At 70.9% G+C, this 22,252-nt stretch carries 20 protein-coding genes; 16 read left to right on the forward strand and 4 right to left on the reverse strand.

The annotated features are described in order from the left end of the window. The first annotated feature begins 11 nt into the window (after nt 1-11). From Q9R33_RS17025 to dapF, 12 genes are all read left to right on the forward strand, one after another. Nucleotides 12-506, forward strand: a complete 495-nt coding sequence (locus Q9R33_RS17025; protein ID WP_311294485.1) for a GNAT family N-acetyltransferase — start codon at nt 12-14, stop codon at nt 504-506. A gap of 98 nt (nt 507-604) precedes the next feature. Next, nucleotides 605-3,349, forward strand: coding sequence for a DNA translocase FtsK 4TM domain-containing protein (locus Q9R33_RS17030; RefSeq protein WP_311294486.1), 2,745 nt, complete (start codon nt 605-607; stop codon nt 3,347-3,349). 44 nt (nt 3,350-3,393) lie between these two features. After that, on the forward strand, nt 3,394-3,966 hold the full coding sequence (pgsA, locus tag Q9R33_RS17035) for a CDP-diacylglycerol--glycerol-3-phosphate 3-phosphatidyltransferase (protein ID WP_056370081.1): 573 nt from the start codon (nt 3,394-3,396) through the stop codon (nt 3,964-3,966). Then, complete coding sequence (locus tag Q9R33_RS17040; protein ID WP_056370079.1) at nt 3,963-4,448, forward strand: CinA family protein; 486 nt, start codon at nt 3,963-3,965, stop codon at nt 4,446-4,448. Before pgsA ends, Q9R33_RS17040 begins: the two co-directional genes overlap by 4 nt. Nucleotides 4,449-4,616: 168 nt before the next feature. After that, nucleotides 4,617-4,925: a helix-turn-helix domain-containing protein gene (locus Q9R33_RS17045; protein WP_056370078.1), complete on the forward strand. Its 309-nt coding sequence runs from the start codon at nt 4,617-4,619 to the stop codon at nt 4,923-4,925. Between the two features lie 21 nt (nt 4,926-4,946). After that, entirely contained in the window at nt 4,947-5,171 is a 225-nt protein-coding gene (locus Q9R33_RS17050; protein ID WP_056370076.1) for a DUF3046 domain-containing protein, read from the forward strand. A gap of 259 nt (nt 5,172-5,430) precedes the next feature. Further along, on the forward strand, nt 5,431-6,480 hold the full coding sequence (gene recA, locus Q9R33_RS17055) for a recombinase RecA (protein WP_056370073.1): 1,050 nt from the start codon (nt 5,431-5,433) through the stop codon (nt 6,478-6,480). Continuing rightward, a complete protein-coding gene (locus Q9R33_RS17060) occupies nt 6,480-7,343 on the forward strand; it encodes a regulatory protein RecX (RefSeq protein WP_311294487.1) in 864 nt (287 codons plus the stop codon). The genes recA and Q9R33_RS17060 overlap by 1 nt, the downstream gene beginning before the upstream one ends. A gap of 105 nt (nt 7,344-7,448) precedes the next feature. Then, nucleotides 7,449-9,014, forward strand: coding sequence for a tRNA (N6-isopentenyl adenosine(37)-C2)-methylthiotransferase MiaB (miaB, locus tag Q9R33_RS17065; protein ID WP_311294488.1), 1,566 nt, complete (start codon nt 7,449-7,451; stop codon nt 9,012-9,014). Between the two features lie 8 nt (nt 9,015-9,022). After that, nucleotides 9,023-9,961 (forward strand): tRNA (adenosine(37)-N6)-dimethylallyltransferase MiaA, encoded by a 939-nt coding sequence (miaA, locus tag Q9R33_RS17070; RefSeq protein ID WP_311294489.1) that lies wholly within the window; start codon nt 9,023-9,025, stop codon nt 9,959-9,961. After that, nucleotides 9,958-10,380 carry a GNAT family acetyltransferase gene (locus Q9R33_RS17075; protein ID WP_056371446.1) on the forward strand — a complete coding sequence of 141 codons (423 nt, stop codon included), beginning with the start codon at nt 9,958-9,960 and terminating at the stop codon, nt 10,378-10,380. Before miaA ends, Q9R33_RS17075 begins: the two co-directional genes overlap by 4 nt. A 46-nt stretch (nt 10,381-10,426) precedes the next feature. Then, a complete protein-coding gene (gene dapF / locus Q9R33_RS17080; protein WP_056370067.1) occupies nt 10,427-11,299 on the forward strand; it encodes a diaminopimelate epimerase in 873 nt (290 codons plus the stop codon). Nucleotides 11,300-11,305: 6 nt separating this feature from the next. Here the strand turns inward: dapF and Q9R33_RS17085 are convergent, their stop codons facing one another. Next, the gene (locus Q9R33_RS17085) at nt 11,306-11,962 is read right to left on the reverse strand and encodes a methyltransferase (protein ID WP_311294490.1); all 657 of its coding nucleotides are present in this window, start codon (nt 11,960-11,962) and stop codon (nt 11,306-11,308) included. A gap of 115 nt (nt 11,963-12,077) precedes the next feature. Between Q9R33_RS17085 and hflX the strand changes: the two genes are divergently transcribed. Continuing rightward, complete coding sequence (gene hflX, locus Q9R33_RS17090; protein ID WP_311294491.1) at nt 12,078-13,595, forward strand: GTPase HflX; 1,518 nt, start codon at nt 12,078-12,080, stop codon at nt 13,593-13,595. 24 nt (nt 13,596-13,619) lie between these two features. On the opposite strand, the gene Q9R33_RS17095 is transcribed toward hflX, so the two are convergent. After that, on the reverse strand, nt 13,620-15,560 hold the full coding sequence (locus Q9R33_RS17095; RefSeq protein WP_311294492.1) for a prolyl oligopeptidase family serine peptidase: 1,941 nt from the start codon (nt 15,558-15,560) through the stop codon (nt 13,620-13,622). Between the two features lie 275 nt (nt 15,561-15,835). Between Q9R33_RS17095 and Q9R33_RS17100 the strand changes: the two genes are divergently transcribed. Both Q9R33_RS17100 and metE read left to right on the forward strand, forming a co-directional pair. Continuing rightward, nucleotides 15,836-16,798 (forward strand): methylenetetrahydrofolate reductase, encoded by a 963-nt coding sequence (locus Q9R33_RS17100; RefSeq protein WP_311294493.1) that lies wholly within the window; start codon nt 15,836-15,838, stop codon nt 16,796-16,798. Between the two features lie 96 nt (nt 16,799-16,894). Then, nucleotides 16,895-19,225, forward strand: a complete 2,331-nt coding sequence (metE, locus tag Q9R33_RS17105) for a 5-methyltetrahydropteroyltriglutamate--homocysteine S-methyltransferase (RefSeq protein WP_311294494.1) — start codon at nt 16,895-16,897, stop codon at nt 19,223-19,225. On the opposite strand, the gene Q9R33_RS17110 is transcribed toward metE, so the two are convergent. Both Q9R33_RS17110 and lexA read right to left on the reverse strand, forming a co-directional pair. Then, on the reverse strand, nt 19,222-20,730 hold the full coding sequence (locus tag Q9R33_RS17110) for a hypothetical protein (protein ID WP_311294495.1): 1,509 nt from the start codon (nt 20,728-20,730) through the stop codon (nt 19,222-19,224). The genes metE and Q9R33_RS17110 overlap by 4 nt on opposite strands. A 115-nt stretch (nt 20,731-20,845) precedes the next feature. Continuing rightward, nucleotides 20,846-21,526, reverse strand: a complete 681-nt coding sequence (gene lexA / locus Q9R33_RS17115) for a transcriptional repressor LexA (protein ID WP_045297256.1) — start codon at nt 21,524-21,526, stop codon at nt 20,846-20,848. Between the two features lie 263 nt (nt 21,527-21,789). On the opposite strand from lexA, the gene Q9R33_RS17120 reads away from it, so the two are divergent. After that, entirely contained in the window at nt 21,790-22,200 is a 411-nt protein-coding gene (locus Q9R33_RS17120; protein WP_311294496.1) for a LysM peptidoglycan-binding domain-containing protein, read from the forward strand. Nucleotides 22,201-22,252: the final 52 nt, after the last annotated feature.

A 22,252-nucleotide genomic window follows, 5' to 3' on the forward strand; every position in this document is an offset into this window, starting at 1 on the left:
CGATCGGCGTCGTGGCCTCCTCGTTCCGCATCCGCCCCGCCGTGTCAGCAGACGGCGCCTTCCTCGGCGACATGGTCGTCGAGGCGGCCAACTGGCGCCAGGGCGGCGCGCGACCCCGCCACGAGGTGATCGGCGGCGCCGATCACCGGCGCTACGTGGCGAGTTGGATGCGGCCGGGCGATGCCGGCTTCGTGGCCGAGGACGCCAACGGGGAGCCGGTGGGCGCCGCCTGGTACCGCATGCTCCCTCGTGACGACCCGGGCTTCGGGTACGTCGGCACCGGAGTGCCCGAGCTCATCATCGGCGTGCGTCCCATCTGGCGCGCTCACGGGGTGGGCCGCACCCTCCTGCAGAGACTGTGCGAGCACGCGGGAGCGCAGGGGTTCGCGCGCATCAGCCTCAGCGTCGAGCGGGGCAACTTCGCCTCGACGCTGTACCGCAGCGAGGGCTTCGCCGTCACGCAGAGCGGGTCGGGCCGCGACACGATGGTCAAGCGCCTGCGCTGAGGCATCCGGCGAGGCGGGCCTTCGCGACGCGCCGGGCCTGCGGCCGTACGGCGGCGTGGTTGCGGGCAAATGTCGGGGTGTCGGCCTACCGTGGGGGGATGGCCAGGAGCTCAAGCCCGACCAGCCGGTCGCGCGCGTCTTCGACCGCGTCGACGAACGCGCGCTCGAGCGCGTCCTCGTCGGCGCGCAAGCCCGCGGCCGCCAAGCCGGCACCCGCACCCAAGCGCTACGTGAACGAACCCGACCGTCCGCCGGTCATCGCCCGGGCGTGGATGGGGCTCGCGCACGCCACCGGCAGTCTGTTCCGCGCATTCGGTCCCGAGGCGCTCGAGAAGGACCAGCGCCGCGACGGCTTCCCGTTCCTTCTCGTGCTGCTGGCGATCGCCGGCGCCGTGAACGAGTGGTTCTTCATCGGCAACGAGGTCGCGAAGACGATCAGCGCGTATACCGTCGGAATGCTGATCGGCCGTGAGGCCTTCGTCATGCCGGTGCTCCTGCTGCTGCTCGCGGGCTGGATGTTCCGGCATCCGTCGTCCGTGCACGACAACGGCCGCGTGGGCATCGGCTTCGGCCTGCTCGTCCTCACGATCGCAGGCTTCTGCCACGTCGCGGGCGGGCGCCCCCAGCCGAACCAGGGACTTCCCGCCCTGAGCGAGGCGGGCGGCCTCTTCGGCTGGATGCTCGGCGAGCCGCTCGCCATGGTCCTCACCGACGTCGGCGCGTACATCGTGCTGTCGCTGCTGGCCGTGCTCAGCATCCTGATCATCACGAAGACGCCCCCGAACCGCATCGGGCGCCGTCTGGGCGAGCTGTACGCCTGGATGTTCGGCGCCGAGCCGCGGGAAGAGAAGGCGACGACGGATGCTGCGGCCCCGGCCGCTGCGGACGACGAAGGCGACTCCTCTCTGCCGTTCTGGCGACGCAACAAGACCGGCCGCGAGAAAGACCCTGAGGGCGGCCTCGGCTCGCAGGATCTCACGGAGCTGCTGACGCCCGGCACGTCGCAGGGCGGGTTCGAGCAGGCCGTCGTTCAGCCCGTGACGCCACCCCCCGCGCCCCCGACGGACGCCCTCACCGAGGTCATCGACCCGGCGGTGCTGTCGGCGGCGAAGGCGGCGACCTCCTCGCGCACGTCGCTCCGCGACGACGCCGAGGTCATCGAGGACGACGGCACGCTTCCCGGCCTCGACGGCATCGGCTCGGCCACTGCCGTCGACTCGCCGTCCGCGCCGTACCGGCTGCCGTCCGTCAACTCGCTGGCCGCAGGATCGCCCCACGTGGCGCGCTCTCAAGCCAACGACGACACGGTGCGCGCGATCACGAGTGTGCTCGAGCAGTTCAATGTCGATGCACGCGTCACCGGATTCTCGCGCGGCCCGACCGTCACGCAGTATGAGATCGAGGTCGGTCACGGCGTCAAGGTGGAGCGCATCACGGCGCTCACGAACAACTTCGCGTACGCCGTCGCCTCCAACGAGGTGCGCATCCTCGCGCCGATCCCGGGCAAGAGCGCCATCGGTGTAGAGATTCCCAACACCGACCGCGAGATCGTCACCCTCGGCGACGTGCTGCGCTCGCAGACGGCCACCAGCCAGACGCACCCGATGACCATCGGCGTCGGCAAGGACGTCGGGGGCGGCTACGTCGTCGCGAACCTCGCGAAGATGCCCCACCTCCTCGTCGCCGGCTCCACCGGATCGGGCAAGTCGAGCTTCGTGAACTCGATGATCACGAGCCTCCTGATGCGCGCCAAGCCCGCCGACGTGCGTATGGTGCTCATCGACCCGAAGCGCGTCGAGCTGACGTCCTACGCCGGCGTTCCGCACCTCATCACGCCCATCATCACGAACCCCAAGAAGGCCGCCGAGGCGCTGCAGTGGGTCGTGAAAGAGATGGACATGCGGTACGACGACCTCGCGTCGTTCGGCTTCCGTCACATCGACGACTTCAACAAGGCCGTCGTCGCCGGCGAGATCACGCTTCCGCCGGGCAGCGAGCGCGTGCTCAAGCCGTACCCGTACCTGCTCGTGGTCGTCGACGAGCTCGCCGACCTCATGATGGTCGCGCCTCGTGACGTCGAGGACTCGATCGTGCGCATCACGCAGCTCGCACGCGCCTCGGGCATCCACCTCGTGCTCGCGACGCAGCGCCCGTCGGTCGACGTCGTCACCGGCCTCATCAAGGCGAACGTGCCCTCACGGCTGGCGTTCGCCGTGACGAGCGTCACCGACTCCCGCGTCATCCTCGACCAGCCCGGCGCAGACCGCCTCATCGGCCAGGGCGACGGCCTGTTCCTGCCGATGGGCGCCTCGAAGGCACTCCGCGTGCAGGGCGCCTGGGTGAGCGAGAAGGAGATCGAGGAGGTCGTCAAGCACGTCACCCACCAGGCGCGACCGGAGTACCGGGCCGACGTCGCGGCGGTGGCGGAGAAGAAGGAGATCGACGCCGACATCGGGGACGATCTCGAGCTTCTCCTCGCGGCGGCCGAACTCGTCGTGTCGAGCCAGTTCGGCTCGACGTCGATGCTCCAGCGCAAGCTGCGCGTCGGTTTCGCGAAGGCCGGCCGTCTGATGGATCTCCTGGAGTCCCGCGAGATCGTCGGCCCCTCCGAGGGCTCAAAGGCCCGCGACGTGCTCGTGACCGTCGAGCAGCTGCCGTCCGTCCTGGCTCGCATGCGCGGCGAGGACGTGCCCGCCACGGCGCCTGCTCCGGCGGCGCCCGCTCCGGCGGAGGACGACCGCTACGGAACGGATGCCGTGGCCTCGCAGTACGACGGCTACCCCGTGGTCGAGAGCGACGACGACGGCTCCGAAGACGCGTGGGGTCTCACCGGCCGCGACTGACCCCCGGCGCCGCCCGGCCGGGGCGCGCCGATAGGCTCGGGTCCATGGCGATCCCCCGGCAGCTGCCCAACGCGATCACGATCGTGCGCATCCTGTGCGCGCCGGTCTTCCTGTGGATGCTCCTGGCCGACGGGGGAGCGGACGGCGCCCTGCGGTGGTGGGCTGCCGCGCTGTTCATCGTGGCGATCGCGACCGACGGGATCGACGGCTACCTGGCCCGCAAGCACGAGATCGTCACCGATCTCGGCAAGCTCCTGGACCCCATCGCCGACAAGGTGCTCACCGGATTCGCCTTCATCGGCCTGTCCATCCTCGGCGAGCTGCCGTGGTGGATCACGATCATCGTGCTCATCCGCGAGATCGGGATCACGGTGTACCGCTTCATGGTCGTGAGCGACCACGTGCTGGCCGCCGCCTGGATGGGCAAGCTCAAGACCCTCGCCCAGGCTCTCGCCCTCTCCTTCGCCCTGCTGCCGCTGTGGACCCTCGTGGGCGACTGGATCTTCTGGGTCAACGGGGTGCTCATGACGATCGCGGTGATCCTCACGATCGCGAGCGGCATCGACTACATCGTGACCGAGCTTCGCGCTGCTCGCGCGAAGCGGAGGGACGCGTGACGGACGAGCCTTCGGATGGGACGGATGCCGCGGCCGCCGTGCTGCGCGCCCTCCAGATCCGCGGCTGGTCGATCGCCGCGGCGGAATCGCTGACCGGTGGCCGGGTCACCGCCACGCTGATCGATGTGCCGGGTGCGTCCGCGCAGGTGCGTGGCGGGATCGTCGCATACGCCACCGATCTCAAGACGACCGCGCTCGGTGTCGAAGCGGACCTGCTGGCGGCCCGCGGTGCCGTGGATCCCACGGTCGCCGAGGAGATGGCGCAGGGCGCTCGCCGTGTGCTGCGCGCGGACGTGGGCGTCTCGACGACGGGCGTCGCCGGGCCCGATCCGCAGGACGGGCATGCCGTGGGCACGGTCTACATAGCGGTCGCGACGCCCGAGACGGCCATCGTGTCGGCTCTCGCTCTGTCGGGAACGCGCGACGAGATCCGCACCGCGACGGTGCAGAGCGTGCTGGAGCTGGCCCTCACCGTGTTGTGAGGCATCCGCGAATGGTGACATCCGGTCCGGGAACAGATGGTGTTTCGTCTCGGTTACATTCGGTGATTCCCACCCATTGCCCAGTTGTCGGGATTAGATTGGCATCATCCGGTGCTGTACTGTTGGGCACCCGGACGACGGTGGAATCAGAAGTGAGGAGGGGCCCTGATGATCCTGGTACGTCAAGAGATCGGCGAAGTGCTTCGTGATTTCCGCCAGCAGAAGGGGCGCACCCTCCGCCAGGTGGCGAGCCGCGCGAGCGTCGCGCTGGGATATCTGAGCGAGGTCGAGCGCGGCCAGAAAGAGGCATCGAGCGAGATCCTCGCGTCGGTCGCCGAAGCCCTGGACGTCCCCATCTCGACGATCATGCGCGAGGTGGGCGACCGCATCTCGGTGCTAGAGGGCATCCAGCACTTCCCGGACGTGGTTCCCGACGACCTCGTGGCCTCGGTCGACGCCGAGTTGTCGCTGCGCTGATCGCCGCTCCGCAGTTCTTCTATGCGACGCAGTGAGTTCCAGCGTGCCGTGGCGGACGAGTTCGGCGTGCGCGCGAACGCCGTCGTGACCGACCTGTACCTGTCGAAGGTGGGCGGTCGAACGGCCGCCGAGGCGATCGATGCCGGGGTGGACCCGCGCGAGGTGTGGCTCGCACTGTGCGAAGAACTCGATGTTCCCGCCGAGCGCCGGTACGGCGTCGGACGACTCGAGCCGCGCCGCCGCTGACCCGCTCCGCGGTGCGCGTTCCGGTCGCCGCGACCCGGCGTGTCTTCGAAGAAGTGTTCGAGATCCGCGTAGGCTCCTGCACAGCAGGTGTCGAGGGCGTGTTTTCCACGCAGCGGGAAGGAGCGAAGACGGATGTCGGAGCCCCTCCCTAACGTGAACAGCGTCGAACGACACCTCACGCCTTGTCGCAGCATCCGTCCCACCGGGGTGGAGCGCGACAGCCTACAGGCGACGGAACGCGAGCACTGAGGAGCACGTCATGCCATCACCCGTTGACCGCGAGAAGGCCCTGGAATCGGCCCTCGCCCAGATCGACCGGCAGTTCGGGAAGGGCTCGGTGATGCGCCTCGGCAGCGACGAGCGCGCTCCCGTCGAGGTCGTGCCCACCGGCTCGATCGCCCTCGATGTGGCGCTCGGCATCGGCGGTCTCCCGCGCGGCCGCATCATCGAGATCTACGGACCGGAGTCGTCGGGTAAGACGACCCTGACCCTGCACGCGATCGCCAACGCGCAGCGCGCCGGCGGCATCGCGGCGTTCATCGACGCCGAGCACGCACTCGACCCCGATTACGCGCAGAAGCTCGGCGTCGACATCGACGCGCTGCTCGTCTCGCAGCCCGACACGGGTGAGCAGGCGCTCGAGATCGCCGACATGCTCGTGCGATCGGGCGCGATCGACCTCATCGTGATCGACTCCGTCGCCGCCCTCGTGCCCAAGGCCGAGATCGAAGGCGAGATGGGCGACTCCCACGTGGGTCTGCAGGCGCGCCTCATGTCGCAGGCGCTCCGCAAGCTCACGGGTGGTCTCAACCAGACCAACACCACGATGATCTTCATCAACCAGCTGCGCGAGAAGATCGGCGTGTTCTTCGGCTCGCCCGAGACCACCGCCGGTGGTAAGGCGCTCAAGTTCTACGCATCGGTCCGTCTCGACATCCGTCGCATCGAGACTCTTAAGGACGGTACGGAGGCGGTCGGTAACCGCACCCGCGTCAAGGTCGTCAAGAACAAGATGGCGCCGCCGTTCAAGCAGGCGGAGTTCGACATCCTCTACGGCGTGGGCATCTCGCGCGAGGGCAGCCTCATCGACTTCGGCGTGGAGCACGCCATCGTCAAGAAGTCCGGCGCCTGGTACACCTACGAGGGCGAGCAGCTCGGGCAGGGCAAGGAGAACGCCCGCAACTTCCTCCTGAAGAACCCGGATGTCGCGGCCGAGATCGAGACGAAGATCAAGACGAAGCTCGGCATCGGCGTGCCCAAGGCCACGGGCGAGGTCGCGGACGAGCTGGCGGCGCGCCGCCCGGCCTGATGGTGCGCTTCGTCGACAGCGGCGGCGAGTCCGACGAAGGCAACGGCGACGGACTCGCCCCCGTGACATCGCTCTTCGGCGACCGCCGCGCGAAGGCGTACCCGAAGACGGTGGCAGACGTTCGGCAAGAGCTCGAGGACCGCATCCCCGCGGGTCGAGCAGACCCGGACTCGTGGGCGGGGCCTGTCTCCGCGCCGTCAGCACCGGCTGCGGCTGAGTGGCGGACCGAGTGGAACGACGGCCCCGGGGCGAGCACGAGCGCAGGCAGCGGACCCGAGCGCGATGAGCGTGAGGAGCGCCCCATCGACCTCGACGCCGAGCGCGCCGGCAGAGCTCGTTCCGGGGGGAGTCGGCGAGGTGCGCCGGAGGCCACCGATCCCGCCGGGGCGGCCGAGCGCGGTCTGCTGAAGAAGCTGCGTGGTCGGCAGGTCTCCGTATCGGAGGCGAAGACGTACCTCGGTCAGTACGAACTCGGCCGAGAAGGCGTCGAGGCGATCCTCGACGCCTTCCTCGAACGCGGCTACCTCGACGACGCCCGGCTCGCGGAGCAGGTGGTGCATTCCGGCGTCGATCGCAAGGGACAAGGACGCCTGGCGCTCTCGCAGAGCCTCGCGAAGCGGGGTATCCCGCGCGACATCGCCGACGCGGCGCTGGCAGGGCTGCCCGACGACGACGCGGAACGGGCGCTCGAGTTCGCACGATCCAAGGCGGGCTCCATGCGCGGGCTCGAGCGCGACGTCGCGCTTCGTCGTCTCGCCGGCCAGCTGGCGCGACGGGGCTACGGAGGCTCGGCGGCGCTCAACGCCGCCCGGCAGGCGTTGGACGAGTCGATGCGTCCCACCGGACGCGTGCGATTCGACTGACGCCTGCCGCGAGCTCGTGCGTGTCATGCCCAGGCACGGGGCCGCACGCGCAGCATCCACTGCCCAGCCTCCGTGCATGCGGACGGCTCGTAGAATGGCGGGATCATGTCTTCCCCTTCCGCCACCCCGACTCTCATCGCGCCCTCCGAGGCCGCGCACGATGTCGACGGGCGTGCGCGCACATACGAGGTGCGCACGTTCGGCTGCCAGATGAACGTGCACGACTCCGAGCGCCTCTCCGGTTCGCTCGAGAGCGCCGGCTACGTCCGCGCCGAGGCGGGCGAAGAGGCCGACGTCGTCGTGATCAACACGTGCGCCGTGCGCGACAACGCGGCCGGCAAGCTGTATGGCACGCTCGGTCACCTCAAGTCCCGCAAGGACAAGCACGCGGGCATGCAGATCGCCGTCGGCGGCTGCCTCGCGCAGATGGACAAGGACGTCGTCCAGCAGAAGGCGCCCTGGGTCGACGTCGTCTTCGGCACCCACAACATGGGATCGCTGCCGAGCCTGCTCGAGCGTGCGCGCCACAACGGCGAGGCCGAACTCGAGATCCTCGAGTCGCTCGAGATCTTCCCGTCGACGCTGCCCACCAAGCGTGACAGTGTCTACAGTGGCTGGGTGTCGATCTCGGTCGGCTGCAACAACACCTGCACGTTCTGCATCGTGCCGAGCCTGCGCGGCAAGGAGAAGGACCGCCGCCCCGGCGACATCCTGAACGAGATCCGCCTCCTCGTCGACGACGGCGCGATGGAGGTCACCCTCCTCGGCCAGAACGTCAATTCGTACGGCGTCGAGTTCGGCGACCGTCAGGCGTTCGGCAAGCTGCTGCGCGCCGCCGGCGAGATCGAGGGCCTCGAGCGCATCCGCTTCACGAGCCCGCACCCCGCCGCGTTCACGGACGACGTCATCGACGCGATGGCCGAGACTCCGGCCGTCATGCCGCAGCTCCACATGCCGCTGCAGTCGGGCAGCGACCGCATCCTCAAGGCGATGCGCCGGTCGTACCGCAGCGACAAGTTCCTCGGCATCCTCGATCGCGTGCGGGCCAAGATGCCCGACGCCGCCATCACGACCGACATCATCGTGGGTTTCCCGGGCGAGACCGACGAGGACTTCGAAGACACGATGCGCGTCGTGGAGCAGGCGCGCTTCGCCAGTGCCTTCACGTTCCAGTACTCGATCCGCGAAGGCACCCCGGCGGCCACCATGCCCGACCAGGTGCCCAAGGAGATCGTGCAGGCGCGCTACGAGCGCCTCGCCGCCCTGCAGGAGCGTATCTCGCGCGAAGAGAACGAGAAGCAGCTCGGCCGCGAGCTGCAGGTGCTCGTCTCGACCGGTGAGGGCAAGAAGGACGCCGAGACCCACCGCCTGACGGGCCGCGCCGAAGACAACCGGCTCGTGCATTTCGAGGTGCCCGAGGGCTCCGAGATCCCGCGCCCCGGTGACGTCGTCTCAGTCGTGGTGACGCACGCTGCGCCGTTCCACCTGCTCGCCGACTCGACCGATGGCACGCCGCTGCGCATCCGCCGGACGCGCTCCGGCGACGCGTGGGATCGCTCGCAGGCCGAGTCGTGCGGCATCCCGGCGCCTGCGGGCGACGCGTCGACAGGCTCCGCCGGGGCACCGCGCGCGGTCTCCCTCGGGCTGCCGACGCTGCGCATCGGCGTCTGACACCCTCCGTGAACACCGCGGCCGAGTCCGCCCCGCAGCCGCGCCTGTGGGCTGTGGTCGGTGCGACGGGGACGGGTAAGACCGCGCTGTCGCTCGAGCTCGCCGAAGCGCTCGCGGCCGGCGGCCGCCCGGCCGAGATCGTGAACGCCGACGCGATGCAGTTCTATCGCGGCATGGATATCGGCACCGCGAAGCTTCCCGAGGCCGAGCGGCGAGGCATCCGTCATCACCTCTTCGACGTGCTCGACGTCACCGACGACGCCGCGGTCGCCTGGTATCAGGATGCTGCGCGCACCGCGATCCGCGAGATCCACGGTCGCGGCGCCGACGCCGTGCTGGTCGGCGGCTCCGGACTGTACGTGTCGAGTGTGCTGTTCGATTTCCGCTTCCCGCCGCGGGACGAGGAGCTCCGCGCCCGGCTCGAGGCGGAGCTCGGCGAGCACGGCCCCGGCGCACTCTATGCCCGCCTGCGCGAACGGGATCCCGCGACGGCGGCCAAGGTCGATCCGCGCAACGGCCGGCGCATCGTGCGCGCGCTCGAGGTGCTCGAGCTCGGTGAGCGCACGCACGGCGCGATGCTGCCCGACGCTCCCATCCTCTGGTACCCCGACACCCGCATCGTCGGCGTCGCGGTGCCCCGCGACGAGCTCGTGCTCCGCCTGGACGCGCGCGTGGAGGCGATGTGGCGGGACGGGCTTGTCGACGAGGTGAGGGCGCTGCGCGCGCAGGGCCTCGAACGCGGCGTGACGGCGCGACGAGCGATCGGCTACGCGCAGGCGCTCGCTCAGCTGACAGGCGAGATGACCGAGGCCGAGGCGATCGCCGAGACCCAGGCCCTGACACGCCGCTACGCCCGGCGGCAGGTGTCGTGGTTCAAGCGCTACGAGGACCTGCGGTGGGTGGATCCGGAGACGGATGCCACCGCCCTGGCAGACTCGTGGTCATGAGCATCGCGATCCGGGCCTTCGATCTCCCCGACACCGAGGCGGTCGTCTCGCTGTGGCAGCTGACGGGGCTCACGCGGCCGTGGAACAACCCGTACCAGGACATCCGCCGCAAGCTCTCGGTGCAGCCGGAGCTGTTCCTCGTCGCCGTCGACGACCGGACGATCGTCGGCACGGTCATGGCCGGCTACGACGGCCACCGCGGCTGGCTCTACTACCTCGCGAGCGCGCCGGACCGGCGCGGCGAGGGGATCGCACGCAAGCTGGTCGCCGAAGCCGAAGAGCTGCTGACCGAGATGGGCTGCCCGAAGGTGCAGCTCATGGTGCGGCCCGAGAACGGGATCGCACGCGGGTTCTACGACTCGCTCGGCTACGAGCCGTTCGAGACGTGGAACACCGGCAAGCGCCTCATCGCCGACTGAGCCGGCCAGGGCCCGGCGCCTCGGATCCCGCCCGTAGACTGGTGCGATGCCGCAGACGATCGCGTTCACCAAGGGCCACGGCACCGGCAACGACTTCGTGATCGTCCCTGACCCCGACGGCGTGCTCGACCTCACCGACGACCAGGTCGCGGTGCTGTGCGACCGGCGCTTCGGGATCGGCGGCGACGGCATCCTGCGCGTGGTGCGCGCGAGCGCCATCGACGAGGGCGCCGAGGCGGCGGATTCCGGAGCCGAGTGGTTCATGGACTACCGCAACGCCGACGGTTCGAAGGCGGAGATGTGCGGCAACGGCGTGCGGGTCTTCGTGCGCTACCTCGTCGACGTCGGCTGGGCCGACGTCGACGGCGACCCGCTCAAGGTCGGCACGCGCGCGGGCATCAAGACCGTCACCCGCAGCGACCGCGGGTACGAGGTCGACCTCGGCCCGTTCGTCGTCGACGACTCCGGTGTGCTTGTGCGCACGCGCGGCGGAGGCGCTCCTCGTCCGGGTGTCGGGATCGACGTCGGAAACCCGCACGTCGTCGTGGCGCTGCCCGACGACGCGGAGCTGGAGGGACTCGACCTTGCCGCGCAGCCGCTGCTGCAGCCCGAACCTCCGCACGGCGCGAACGTCGAGTTCGTCGTCCCGAGCGACCCGCTCGTGCACGAGGGCGTCGGCTCGATCCGCATGCGCGTGTTCGAGCGCGGGGTGGGCGAGACGCTGAGCTGCGGCACGGGTGTCGCGGCCGCGGCGCTGGCGGTGCGGCACTGGGCCGGTCCCGCGGCACCCGATCACTGGGTCGTCGAGGTCCCCGGCGGCACGCTGGGCGTGCGGGTACCGGAGGTCGACGGTGCGCGTCACGTGCTCCTGTCGGGCCCCGCGACGCTCGTCTACACCGGCGAGGTCACGCTCGCGTAGCGCAGCTCAGCCCTCGGGCAGCTCGGGCAGGTCGATCGGCTCGCTCGGCGGTGAGCCGTGGCGGCGCACCTTGAGCACGCGGAAGCCCCGGGCCGTCGCCGCGCGGTGCACGGTGAAGCGCCGGTCGAGCGTCGCGGCGAGCCAGCGCTGCAGCGAATCCGAGCCGAGGTTGCGCTGCACCACGAGCCACGCGTCCGCCCGCTCGTCGAGCCGGGGGAGCCAGCGCTCGAGCAGACCGTGCAGCTCGTTCTTGCCCACGCGGATGGGCGGATTCGACCGGATCGTGCGGAACATGATGTCGTCGGGAACATCATCGGGCAGCGACGCGTTGACGTTGTCGAGCCCGAGTGCCGCCGCGTTGCGACGCACCAGGTCGAGCGCACGCTCGTTCACGTCGACGGCCCACACCGTCGCGTGCGGCGCATCGAGCGCAAGGCTGAGGGCGATCGGTCCCCACCCGCACCCGAGGTCGAGGAAGTTCCCGCTCGCCGGAGGCGGGGGAGTGTTCGACAGCAGCACCGCGGTTCCCGAGTCCACGTGATCGGGGCTGAAGACGCCCCCGGCAGTCGTGACCTCGAGATCGCGACCGGCGAGTGTGACCCGGATGCGGCGCAGGTTCTCGGGGCTGGCGGGCGTCGCACTGAAATAGTGGTCACTCCCCATGGCTGACGAGCCTAGCGGAGGTGCTCCGCACAACGGGAAGCTAGAATTCACGGATGCCGCGAACCGGCCGATGAGCGGCGGAAAACGGCATCCACCGCAACAACCGAAGGAACACATGACGGATACCACGACACCCCAGAGCACCGACGAGACGCCGGTGGACCCGGTGGATCGCGTGCTGGCGCGCGCCGAAGCGCGCTCGGGGGTGCACGTCTTCGGGGCCGCTCAGGCGCTCCAGGACGAGGCAACGATCGGGCGCGCCGACAGCGACGGCGAGCAGTGGGACCGCGAGGAGCGCGCCGCGCTCCGGCGCGTCCCCGGGCTCTCCACCGAGCTCGAAGACGTCACCGAGGTCGAATACCGGCAGCTGCGACTCGAGAACGTCGTGCTGGTCGGCGTGCACGCGCAGGGCGAGACGGAGGATGCCGAGAACTCGCTGCGCGAGCTCTCGGCGCTGGCCGAGACGGCCGGCGCCGTCGTGCTCGACGGCGTGCTGCAGCGGCGTCCCCACCCGGACCCCGCGACGTACGTGGGTCGCGGCAAGGCGGAGGAGCTGCGCGACATCGTCGCCGCGGTCGGCGCCGACACCGTGATCGCCGACACCGAGCTCGCCCCCAGCCAGCGGCGCGCCCTCGAGGACGCCGTCAAGGTCAAGGTGATCGACCGTACGACGGTGATCCTCGACATCTTCAGCCAGCACGCGAAGAGCCGTGAGGGCAAGGCCCAGGTCGAGCTGGCGCAGCTCGAGTACCTCCTCCCGCGCCTGCGCGGTTGGGGCGACTCGATGAGCCGTCAGGCCGGTGGCCAGGTGGGCGCGGGCGGTGCGGGCATGGGCTCGCGCGGTCCCGGTGAGACGAAGATCGAACTCGATCGTCGCCGCATCCGCACGCGCATGGCGCAGCTGCGCAAGCAGATCCGCGACTTCGCCCCGGCGCGCGACGCCAAGCGGGCCGAGCGCAAGCGCAACACGATCCCGTCGGTCGCGATCGCCGGGTACACCAACGCCGGCAAGTCGTCGCTGCTGAACCGCCTCACGAGCGCGGGCGTGCTCGTCGAGAACGCCCTGTTCGCGACGCTGGACGCCACCGTACGGCGCACCGAGACGAACGACGGCCGGATCTACACGCTCACCGACACCGTCGGTTTCGTGCGCAACCTGCCGCACCAGCTGGTGGAGGCGTTCCGGTCCACGCTGGAAGAGGTCGGCGACGCTGATGTCATCGTGCACGTCGTCGACGGCTCGCACCCCGACCCGGCTGCCCAGCTGGCGACGGTGCGCGATGTGATCGGCGACGTCGGCGCGCGCGACATCCCCGAGATCATCGTCTTCAACAAGGCCGATCTGATCGACGACGACGCGCGCCTGCTGCTGCGCGGGCTCGAGCCCAAGGCGGTGTTCGCCTCCTCCCGCACAGGCGAGGGGATCGACGAGCTGCGGGCCCTCATCGAAGAGACGCTGCCGCTGCCGGCGGTCGAGGTGCGGGCGCTCGTGCCCTACGACCGCGGCGACCTCGTCTCGGCGATCCACGAGCAGGGGATGATCCTCGCGCAGGAGCACGAGGAGGGCGGCACCGCCGTGCACGCCCGTGTGGGCGAGCACCTCGCCGCACGCCTCGCCCCCTTCACGGTCTGAGACCGCGAGCCGCCGCTCGAGCCGCTAGGAGAGCTCGAGCGGCGGCACTCCCGGCGTCTCGAATCCGAACACCTGGCCGAGGAACGCGAGCTCGGCCTCCATGGTGCGCACAAGCGTCGTCGCGCTGCGGAAGCCGTGGCCTTCGCCCTCGAACGCGAGGTAGGCGTGGGCGACGCCGTTCGCCGCGAGGGCGTCGCGCACGGCCTCGGACTGCGACGGCGGCACGACGCGATCGTCGAGGCCCTGCTCGATCAGCAGCGGTGTGCGCAGTCGCTCGAGGCGCGACAGCGGCGACCGCTGGACGTACAGCGCCTCGGCCTCGGGCAGCGGCCCCACCATGCCGTCGAGATAGCGGGCTTCGAAGTCGTGCGTGTCATCGGCGAGCTTGCGGAGGTCGGCCACGCCGTAGCGGCTGATGCCCGCGCCGAACGCGTCGGAGTTCGTCAGTGCGCACAGCACCGTCCAGCCGCCCGCCGAGCCGCCCGCGATCGCGAGCCTGGCCCCGTCGGCGATGCCCGCCTCTGCGAGCCCGCGGGCCGCGGCCACGACGTCGTCGACGTCCACCACGCCCCACTGCCCGAGCAGGCGTTCGCGATAGGCGCGGCCGTAGCCGCTGGAGCCGCCGTAGTTGACGTCGAGCACGCCGATTCCACGGCTGGTCAAGTACGCGATTTTCCCGGATGCTGCGCCGCCCACGTGATCGGTCGGACCGCCGTGCACGAACACCACGTACGGCGGCCGCTCGCCGTCTGGCCCGACGACACCCGGGTTCGCCGGCGCGTAGTCGAAAGCGTGGACGGGGCCATGGGGTCCGGGCACGGTGACCGGGCGGGAGCGCGGCATCCACTCGGCTCCCCACGGCGAGGCACCGCCGACGATGAGCCGTGTCGCCGCGGGATCCTCGACGCCGACCTCCCAGAGCCCTGCGCCGCCGGAGCCCGCGCCCGAGAGGAGCACGCGGGTGCCGCGGGCGTCCTCGATCGACAGGCGCGTCACGGCGTCGACGGGCAGTGCGCGGCGGCCGCCGGCGGCGTCGAGCACGACGAGCTCCTCCGCGCCGTTCGTCTCGACAGCGGCGATGCGCCCGTCGGCGAGCAACGCGAACCACCGCGTGCCGAGCACCCACAGCGGACCGCCGGTGTCGGCGTCGACAGCCGCGATCGGCTCATGGTGCAGGTCGGCCGTGAGCCGCAGCCGCCACAGGTTCCAGCGGCCCGTCGGGTCGTCGGCGTAGACGAGGTCGTCGTCGTCGACCCACTCGGGCTGCAGCGGCGAGGAGCCGCCGCCCGCGACTGTGGTCCATTCCGGGCCGTCGCCGCCCTCGAGGCGCGCGATGCGCAGCTCTGCACGATCCCAGGCCATGTGGGGGTGGTTCCACGCGATCCAGGCGAGACGCGAGCCGTCGGGCGACAGTGCGGGGTGGGCGACGAAGTCGCTGCCGCTCGCGAGCGAGCTCAGGCGCGCAGCATCCGTGGCTCCGCTGCCGTCCCGGGGGACGTCCACGATGTCGCGAGCCGGAACCGCGGTGCCGCGGGTGTGGTCCTCGCGCACGGCGAGCAGGCGGCCGTGCTGCAGCGTCAGGCCGCCGAAGCGGACGTCGCCGGCCTCGGGCGTGAGCGGGCGCGGCTCACCACCCGGCTCGAGCCGCCAGACGCGCTGGTCGGTCTTCTCGACGAAGTACAGCACGCCGTGGTCGTCGGCCGTCCACGAGCCGCCGCCGTACTCGTGCACGCGCGACCTGGCGCTCCACGGCGTGGGGAGCACATCGATGACGTCTCCGGATGCTGCCCGCCGGCGCACTGCGGAGCGGCCGCCCTCCTCGGGCACGGACTCGCCCCACCACACGTCCGGCTCGTCAGCACCGACGAAGCGCGCACCCTCCAGACGCGGAGAGGCCGCGGAGACCTCCGCGGCGGAGATGGGGGAGGGCCAGCTGCCGTAGGGGCGCACGTCCGGTGTCGTCACGCACACCACGGTACGACGAAGCCCGCGGGAATCGCGATCGAAACAGAACGTCACAGGCGACACGACGGCGGCGCGCTCCGCTACCGTGGACGAATCGTCGCCCGGTCGTCCTCACGGACGCCCCGAACCTCGGGGCCCGGGCAGGAGCGACAGCCGAGCCCGGCACCCGCCCGCGAATGACACCCCTTCCGCCGTCCCGGCGGGTGGAGGTGCCGCGGCCGATCGGGCCTTCCCGTACGGCTCAGCCCTGTCCGCCGATCCCTGAGAAGCAGGCCATGTCGATCGACCTGAGCACTCCTCCCGTGCCGATCTCCTTCGAGGTGTACCCGCCGCGCTCCGACGCGGGCGTCGCCGCGCTCCACGAGACGATCCGCCACCTGGCATCGGTCGACCCGCGGTTCATCTCGGTGACCTACGGAGCGGGCGGCTCCACCGGCGGTCGCTCCCTCGAGCTGCTGACCCACATCCTGCGCGAGACCCACGTCGAGCCCCTCGCCCACCTCACGTGCGTCGGGAACAGCTATGCCGCCGCGAACGCGCTGATCCGGGAGTTCCTGGATGCCGGGATCACGAGCTTCCTCGCACTGCGAGGGGATCCGCCGGCGGGCGTCTCGGAGGACGACGTCTTCCTCGGCGATCTCGACAGCGCGGCCCAGCTCGTGCAGCTCATCGACTGCGTGCAGGCGGAGCGTGAGCCCTACAGCGAAGCGCCGATCCCCGGCGTGCCGGGTGCGGTGCGGGTCGCGGAGCGCCCCCGCGTCGACATCGCCGTGGCGGCGTTCCCGAACGGTCACCCGCGGTCGAGGCATCCCTTCGAAGACATCGACGCGCTGCTCGCGAAGCAGGCGGCCGGTGCGACGCTCGCGATCACGCAGCTGTTCTTCCACGCCGACGACTACCTGGCGTTCGTGCAGCGATCGCGCGAAGCCGGCGTCACGATTCCGATCCTCCCCGGCATCATGCCGATCACCTCGCCCACTCGGCTGCGCCGGGTTCTCGATCTGACAGGGGAGCAGCTGCCGGTGGACCTCGCCGTCGCGCTCGACGTCGAGCCCACCGTCGAGGGGCAGCGCGAGGTGGGAGTCGCGCACGCCGCGCGACTCGCCCGCGAGGTCGTGGACGGGGGCGCCCCCGGCGTCCACCTGTACGCGTTCAACAACCACGAGACGGTCCTGGACGTGCTGAGCGAAGCCGGAGTGCTCGCCCCCTCCATGCGAATGCCCGACGCCGTCCGCTGACCCGGACGCCGCGATCCGTCGGATGACCGACGGGTCTCTTCGGCGACCCCTGAAGACCCCCCGATCCGAGATGAACGAAGCGAAAGAGAGAGCACGATGACCGAACCTCGCAGCACCTTCCCCCACGGCACGATCCTGGGCTATCCCCGGATCGGGCGCCGCCGCGAGCTCAAGCGCGCGGTCGAGGGGTACTGGGCCGGCACCGCCGACGCACAGCCCCTGGAGCAGACGGCGGCCGGCCTGCGCCGCGCGACGCGTGAGCGGCTCGCCGCGCTCGGTCTCGGCCGCGACGACTCGTCGATTCCCGAGTCCTTCTCGTTCTACGACCAGGTGCACGACGCGGCCGTGACCGTCGGGGCGCTGCCCGAGCGGTTCGCCGCGCTGCGCGATGCCGACGGTGCGATCGGTCTCGACGCGTACTTCACCGCCGCGCGCGGGGCGGGTGACGATGCTCCCCTCGAGATGACCAAGTGGTTCGACACGAACTACCACTACCTCGTGCCCGAGATCGGCCCCGAGACGGTCTTCTCCCTCTCGAGCGACCGGTTCGCGCGCCAGGTGGCCGAGGCCAAGGCCGACGGCTTCACCGTCCGACCGGTGATCGTGGGCCCGGTGACCCTCCTCGCCCTCGCGAAGGCGTCGGTTGCCTCCCCCCAGGGCTTCGACCCGCTCAGCCGTCTCGACGATCTGCTGCCGGTGTACGCCGAGCTGCTGTCCGCCCTTCGCGCCGCGGGCGCCGAGTGGGTGCAGCTGGACGAGCCCGCCCTGGTGAGCGAGAGCCTGCCTGCGGACGCGGCCGTGCTGGCGGATGCCGCGGCCCGCGCCTATGCCGCACTGGGCGTTCGCGGCGACCGGCCGGCGATCCTCGTCGCGGCGGGCTACGCGCAGCTGTCGCGGGAGGCCTGGGCGGCCCTCGCGGAGGCTCCGATCGAGGCCATCGCCATCGACCTCACCCGCGGCGCCGTGCCGGACGCCGTGCCGGGCCTGGACCGAAAGACGCTCGTGGGCGGCGTCGTCGACGGACGGAACGTGTGGCGCGGCGACCTCGACGCCGCATGGGAGCGCCTGCAGGCGCTGAGCGCGGTGGGCGCGTCGGAGATCAGCGCGGGCACCTCGACCTCGCTGCAGCACGTGCCCCACGACGTCTCCGACGAGTCCGCGCTCGATGAGCGGCTCGCGTCGTGGCTCGCCTTCGCCGACCAGAAGGTCGCGCAGGTGGTGACGCTCGCCACCGGCCTGGTCGAGGGGCGAGACGCCATCGCCGCGCCGCTGGCCGAGGCATCCGCCGCCCTCGCGGACCGTCGGAGCGCCCCCGGCGTGCGCGACGGCGCGGTGCGCGAGCGGGCCGCGGTGCTGGACGCCGGCGACTTCGAGCGCGGCGACTACGACGCCCGCGTCGCAGCGCAGGACGCCGAGCTCGCTCTCCCCGTGCTGCCCACCACCACGATCGGATCGTTCCCGCAGACCGGCGACATCCGCCGGGCGCGGGCTCGTCACGGCCGGGGCGAGCTCACCGCCGACGAGTACCAGCGGTTCCTGCGCGACGAGATCGCGCGCGTCGTGACGCTCCAGGAGGACATCGGCCTCGACGTCCTCGTGCACGGCGAGGCCGAGCGCAACGACATGGTGCAGTACTTCGCCGAGAACCTCGACGGCTTCGCGGTGACCGAGAATGGCTGGGTGCAGTCGTACGGCTCGCGTGCGACGCGTCCGTCGATCCTGTGGGGCGACGTGTCACGGCCGACGGCCATCACGGTCGCGTGGTCGGCGTTCGCGCAGTCGCTCACCGACAAGCCCATGAAGGGAATGCTGACGGGGCCGGTGACGATCCTGGCGTGGTCGTTCGTGCGCGACGACCAGCCGCTCGGCGAGACGGCGAACCAGGTGGCGCTGGCGCTGCGCGATGAGATCGCAGACCTCGAGGGTGCGGGCATCCGCGTCATCCAGGTCGACGAGCCGGCGCTGCGCGAGCTCCTTCCCCTCAAGGCGGCGGACCAGCCCGCCTACCTCGAGTGGTCGGTCGGCTCGTTCCGCCTCGCGACCGCGGGTGCCGCGCCGGCGACGCAGGTGCACACCCACCTCTGCTACTCGGAGTTCGACGTGGTCATCGACGCGATCGCGGCGCTCGACGCCGATGTGACCTCGATCGAGGCCGCCCGCAGCCGAGGTGAGGTGATCGGCGACATCCGGGCGTCGGGCTTCGCCGCCGGCATCGGTCCGGGTGTCTACGACATCCACTCGCCGCGCGTGCCGTCGGTCGACGAGATCACCGACCTCCTGGACCGTGCGGTCGCGGAACTCCCGCTGCGCCGCGTCTGGGTCAACCCCGACTGCGGGCTGAAGACCCGTGGGTACGACGAGACGGTCGCATCGCTGAAGAACCTCGTCGAGGCGACCGAGGCGGTGCGGGCGAGCGTGCCGGCCTAGGAGCCCTTCTTCTTCGACCCGGATGCCGCGGCCACATCGGTCGCGGCATCCGTCGCGTCCGGGATGACCTCGGTGTCGTTCAGCGGCTCCAGGACGGCGGTCGCCGCGTCGCCCGCCTCTTCGTCATCGGCATCGGCTTCGGCGACGTCGACCTCGAGGTCCGCGGCGGCGGCTGCGGCCTCGTCCGCGCGACGCTGCAGCAGCTCGAAGACCCACCACACGATGAGCCACACGATCAGCACGAGGAACACCTCGCCCACGCTGAGCGGCCGGAGGAGCATGAGCCAGAGGATCGCCAGGGCTCCCAGCACGATGCGCACGAGGATCCGCTGCGCGTAGAGCCACGTTCCGAAGCGGCCGGTGTCGATGCCGCGCTTCAGCGCGGCCCCCCGCAGCCCTGCATTCACCGAGGCGACGCCGTTGCGAGCCGCCGTGGCACCGCGCCAGCGACCGGACATCCATGCGATCACGGCGATCACGACGCCCAGCAGCGTGAGGACGATGGCCGTGTCGCGCATCGCGGCGGTGATCTGCTCGTACATCGACGCGAGGGCACCTGCCGGCACCCCCAGGTTCGGGGCGCTGAGCGCCAGCACCGAGCCGCCGATGCCGAGCGCGATCGCGAGGATCCCCGCGCCGACGGCGATCCCGACCCCGGTGCCGAGGACGGCGGTGGAGCGCCGCCGCGCGATCAGGATTCCGGCCAGGAAGAGAACGAGCGCGATGATCGGGGTCCACCAGCCTGCGGCGACGGCGAGGTTGTAGACGGTGCCGACGACCGTGAGGGCGTCGCTCTGCGCGACGACGATGGTCTTGTCGATGACCGGGATGGACTCGGCGAACCCGATGCCGCGATCTACGAGGCGCTTCTTGACCTCCTCGATGATCGGGCCGAGCTGGATGCCCACTTCGCCGGTGTCGCTGATCACCACGGCGCCGCCGGAGGTGCCCCCGGCGGCGACGGCCGCCAGCGACTTGTGGCTGGCCCGCAGCGCCGTCTCCCACACATCGGCGAACGCGTCGGACTGCACCAGACGCGTCACGGTCGTGTCGACGAGGTTCTGCAGACCTTGGGTGGCCGGTGCCCGCAGCAGATCGAGCGCGGCGAGAGCCCGCGGCGGCAGATCGAGCTGCTGGATGCCGTCGAACAGGTCGTTCGTCAGGCCCTCGAGGTCGAGCGAGTCCTCGATCGCCGTGGTGACCTGGTCGGCCACGAGCGCCTGCACCTGCGGATCCTCGGCGAGCGGGGCGAAGGTCTCCACGAACCGGGTCTCGTCGACCAGTTCGACCCGCGCCCATGCCGCGACGATCGAGACGGGCACCAAGATCGTCGCGATGACGATGCACAAAGCAGACAGGAACGCCCGCCAGCGGTTGCCGTGCGCCTTCTCGGAAGGAGGTGCCGGCGGCGGCGATCCGGCGCGCAGTCGGGCGTTCTCGGCCTCGAGGGCGTCGAGGCGGGCGCGAAGCGCGGTGGTGTCGTCCGCGGCGGTGACGTCGGTCATTCCCCCCTTATAGCGCTTGGCCGTGATCCACCGCCACCCGGCGCACCAGTTGGTGTCGAACTGTGCGTGAACGAAATGTCGACGAGATCGGCGTGGCCGCGCTCGAACAGGGGATTCAGACCGCGCGCAGCACCGCGACGACCTTGCCCAGCACCGTGGCGTCGTCGCCCAGGATCGGCTCGAACGCGGAGTTGCGGGGGAGGAGCCAGGTGTGGCCGTCGCGCTGACGGAACGTCTTCACGGTCGCCTCGCCGTCGAGCATCGCGGCGACGATGTCACCGTTGTCGGCGGTGGCCTGCGATCGCACCACGACCCAGTCGCCGTCGCAGATGGCGGCGTCGATCATCGACTCGCCGGACACCTTGAGCATGAACAGGTCGCCCTTGCCGACGAGCTGGCGCGGGAGCGGGAAGATCTCCTCCACCTGCTGCTCGGCCGTGATGGGGACGCCCGCGGCGATGCGGCCGACCAGCGGAACCAGTGCCGCGTCGCCGACCGATGGCGCGGCGTCCGCGGGGCTCTCGGTGGCGGTGCCGGGCAGGTCGATGAGGACCTCCATGGCGCGGGTCTTCCCGGCGTCGCGCCGCAGGTAGCCGCTGAGCTCGAGCTGGTTGAGCTGGTGCGTCACGCTCGACAGCGACTTGAGCCCGACGGCATCGCCGATCTCGCGCATGCTGGGCGGGTAGCCGTGACGGGCGATCGAGCGCTGGATCACTTCGAGGATCGCGAGCTGCTTGTCGCTCAGGCTCTTGCGCCGGCGGGTCTGGGGCTTCTCTCGCCCGGCCGCGTCGCTCATCTTCCGGCTCCGTCCTGCGCTCGGCCGCCGAGCGCTGTTTCTTCGAATGTCGGAGGCCCGTGGTGGGGTTCTCGTATCGAAACCGTATCCGGATCGCATGCGTTGAGGTGGCAACCTCGCCGCGTGTCGCGTTCGAGAGATCGACGTCGGAATCCGGTATTGACATCCTACAGACTCGAAGATAGCTTCGGAAGAGAGGTTCGCATTCCCCGCTCCCCGCCGAGTGGAGAATGCGAATCTCTCCCCATCAGGAGGAGATGAGCATGACCGCGATCGACTTCACGACGTCCGTCCCGTCGCCGGCCCGCGCCGCCGGCGCCGCAGCCCAGCGCGCCACGCGCGCCGTGGCCCAGCGATCCACGCGTCTGCGGTTGACAGTGCGCGGTCGCCGCGTGCTCGCCGTCCTCGCCGCTCTTCCGGCCGTGATCGCCCTGAGCGTCGCGGTGCTCGGCGGCGGCGCGGCGCTCGCCTCGCGCGACGCGGGCGCTCCTGCCGGTTCGTTCACCACCGTGACCGTCGCGCTCGGCGAATCGCTGTGGACGATCGCGGAGGAGGTCGCCCCCGACCTCGACCCGCGCGACGTGGTCGACGAGCTCGTGCGGCTGAACGCCCTCGACACCGTCCTCGTCCAGGCGGGCCAGCGCCTCGCGATCCCCGCAGCGTACGATCGCTGATCGCACGGCGCGTCGCGCGGCGTCACGCGGCGAGAGCGCCCCGATGGGCGGG

The sequence above is a fragment of the Microbacterium sp. PRC9 genome, assembly GCF_031844125.1.
Taxonomy (GTDB): domain Bacteria; phylum Actinomycetota; class Actinomycetes; order Actinomycetales; family Microbacteriaceae; genus Microbacterium.

What these genes read in the sequence shown, in the direction of transcription:
- Q9R33_RS17030 (WP_311294486.1), top strand. Translation starts at nt 605, where the DNA reads ATGGCCAGGAGCTCAAGCCCGACCAGCCGGTCGCGCGCGTCTTCGACC.
- pgsA (WP_056370081.1), top strand. Translation starts at nt 3,394, where the DNA reads ATGGCGATCCCCCGGCAGCTGCCCAACGCGATCACGATCGTGCGCATC.
- Q9R33_RS17045 (WP_056370078.1), top strand. Translation starts at nt 4,617, where the DNA reads ATGATCCTGGTACGTCAAGAGATCGGCGAAGTGCTTCGTGATTTCCGC.
- Q9R33_RS17050 (WP_056370076.1), top strand. Translation starts at nt 4,947, where the DNA reads ATGCGACGCAGTGAGTTCCAGCGTGCCGTGGCGGACGAGTTCGGCGTG.
- recA (WP_056370073.1), top strand. Translation starts at nt 5,431, where the DNA reads ATGCCATCACCCGTTGACCGCGAGAAGGCCCTGGAATCGGCCCTCGCC.
- Q9R33_RS17060 (WP_311294487.1), top strand. Translation starts at nt 6,480, where the DNA reads ATGGTGCGCTTCGTCGACAGCGGCGGCGAGTCCGACGAAGGCAACGGC.
- miaB (WP_311294488.1), top strand. Translation starts at nt 7,449, where the DNA reads ATGTCTTCCCCTTCCGCCACCCCGACTCTCATCGCGCCCTCCGAGGCC.
- Q9R33_RS17075 (WP_056371446.1), top strand. Translation starts at nt 9,958, where the DNA reads ATGAGCATCGCGATCCGGGCCTTCGATCTCCCCGACACCGAGGCGGTC.
- dapF (WP_056370067.1), top strand. Translation starts at nt 10,427, where the DNA reads ATGCCGCAGACGATCGCGTTCACCAAGGGCCACGGCACCGGCAACGAC.
- Q9R33_RS17085 (WP_311294490.1), bottom strand. Translation starts at nt 11,962, where the DNA reads ATGGGGAGTGACCACTATTTCAGTGCGACGCCCGCCAGCCCCGAGAAC.
- hflX (WP_311294491.1), top strand. Translation starts at nt 12,078, where the DNA reads ATGACGGATACCACGACACCCCAGAGCACCGACGAGACGCCGGTGGAC.
- Q9R33_RS17100 (WP_311294493.1), top strand. Translation starts at nt 15,836, where the DNA reads ATGTCGATCGACCTGAGCACTCCTCCCGTGCCGATCTCCTTCGAGGTG.
- metE (WP_311294494.1), top strand. Translation starts at nt 16,895, where the DNA reads ATGACCGAACCTCGCAGCACCTTCCCCCACGGCACGATCCTGGGCTAT.
- Q9R33_RS17110 (WP_311294495.1), bottom strand. Translation starts at nt 20,730, where the DNA reads ATGACCGACGTCACCGCCGCGGACGACACCACCGCGCTTCGCGCCCGC.
- lexA (WP_045297256.1), bottom strand. Translation starts at nt 21,526, where the DNA reads ATGAGCGACGCGGCCGGGCGAGAGAAGCCCCAGACCCGCCGGCGCAAG.
- Q9R33_RS17120 (WP_311294496.1), top strand. Translation starts at nt 21,790, where the DNA reads ATGACCGCGATCGACTTCACGACGTCCGTCCCGTCGCCGGCCCGCGCC.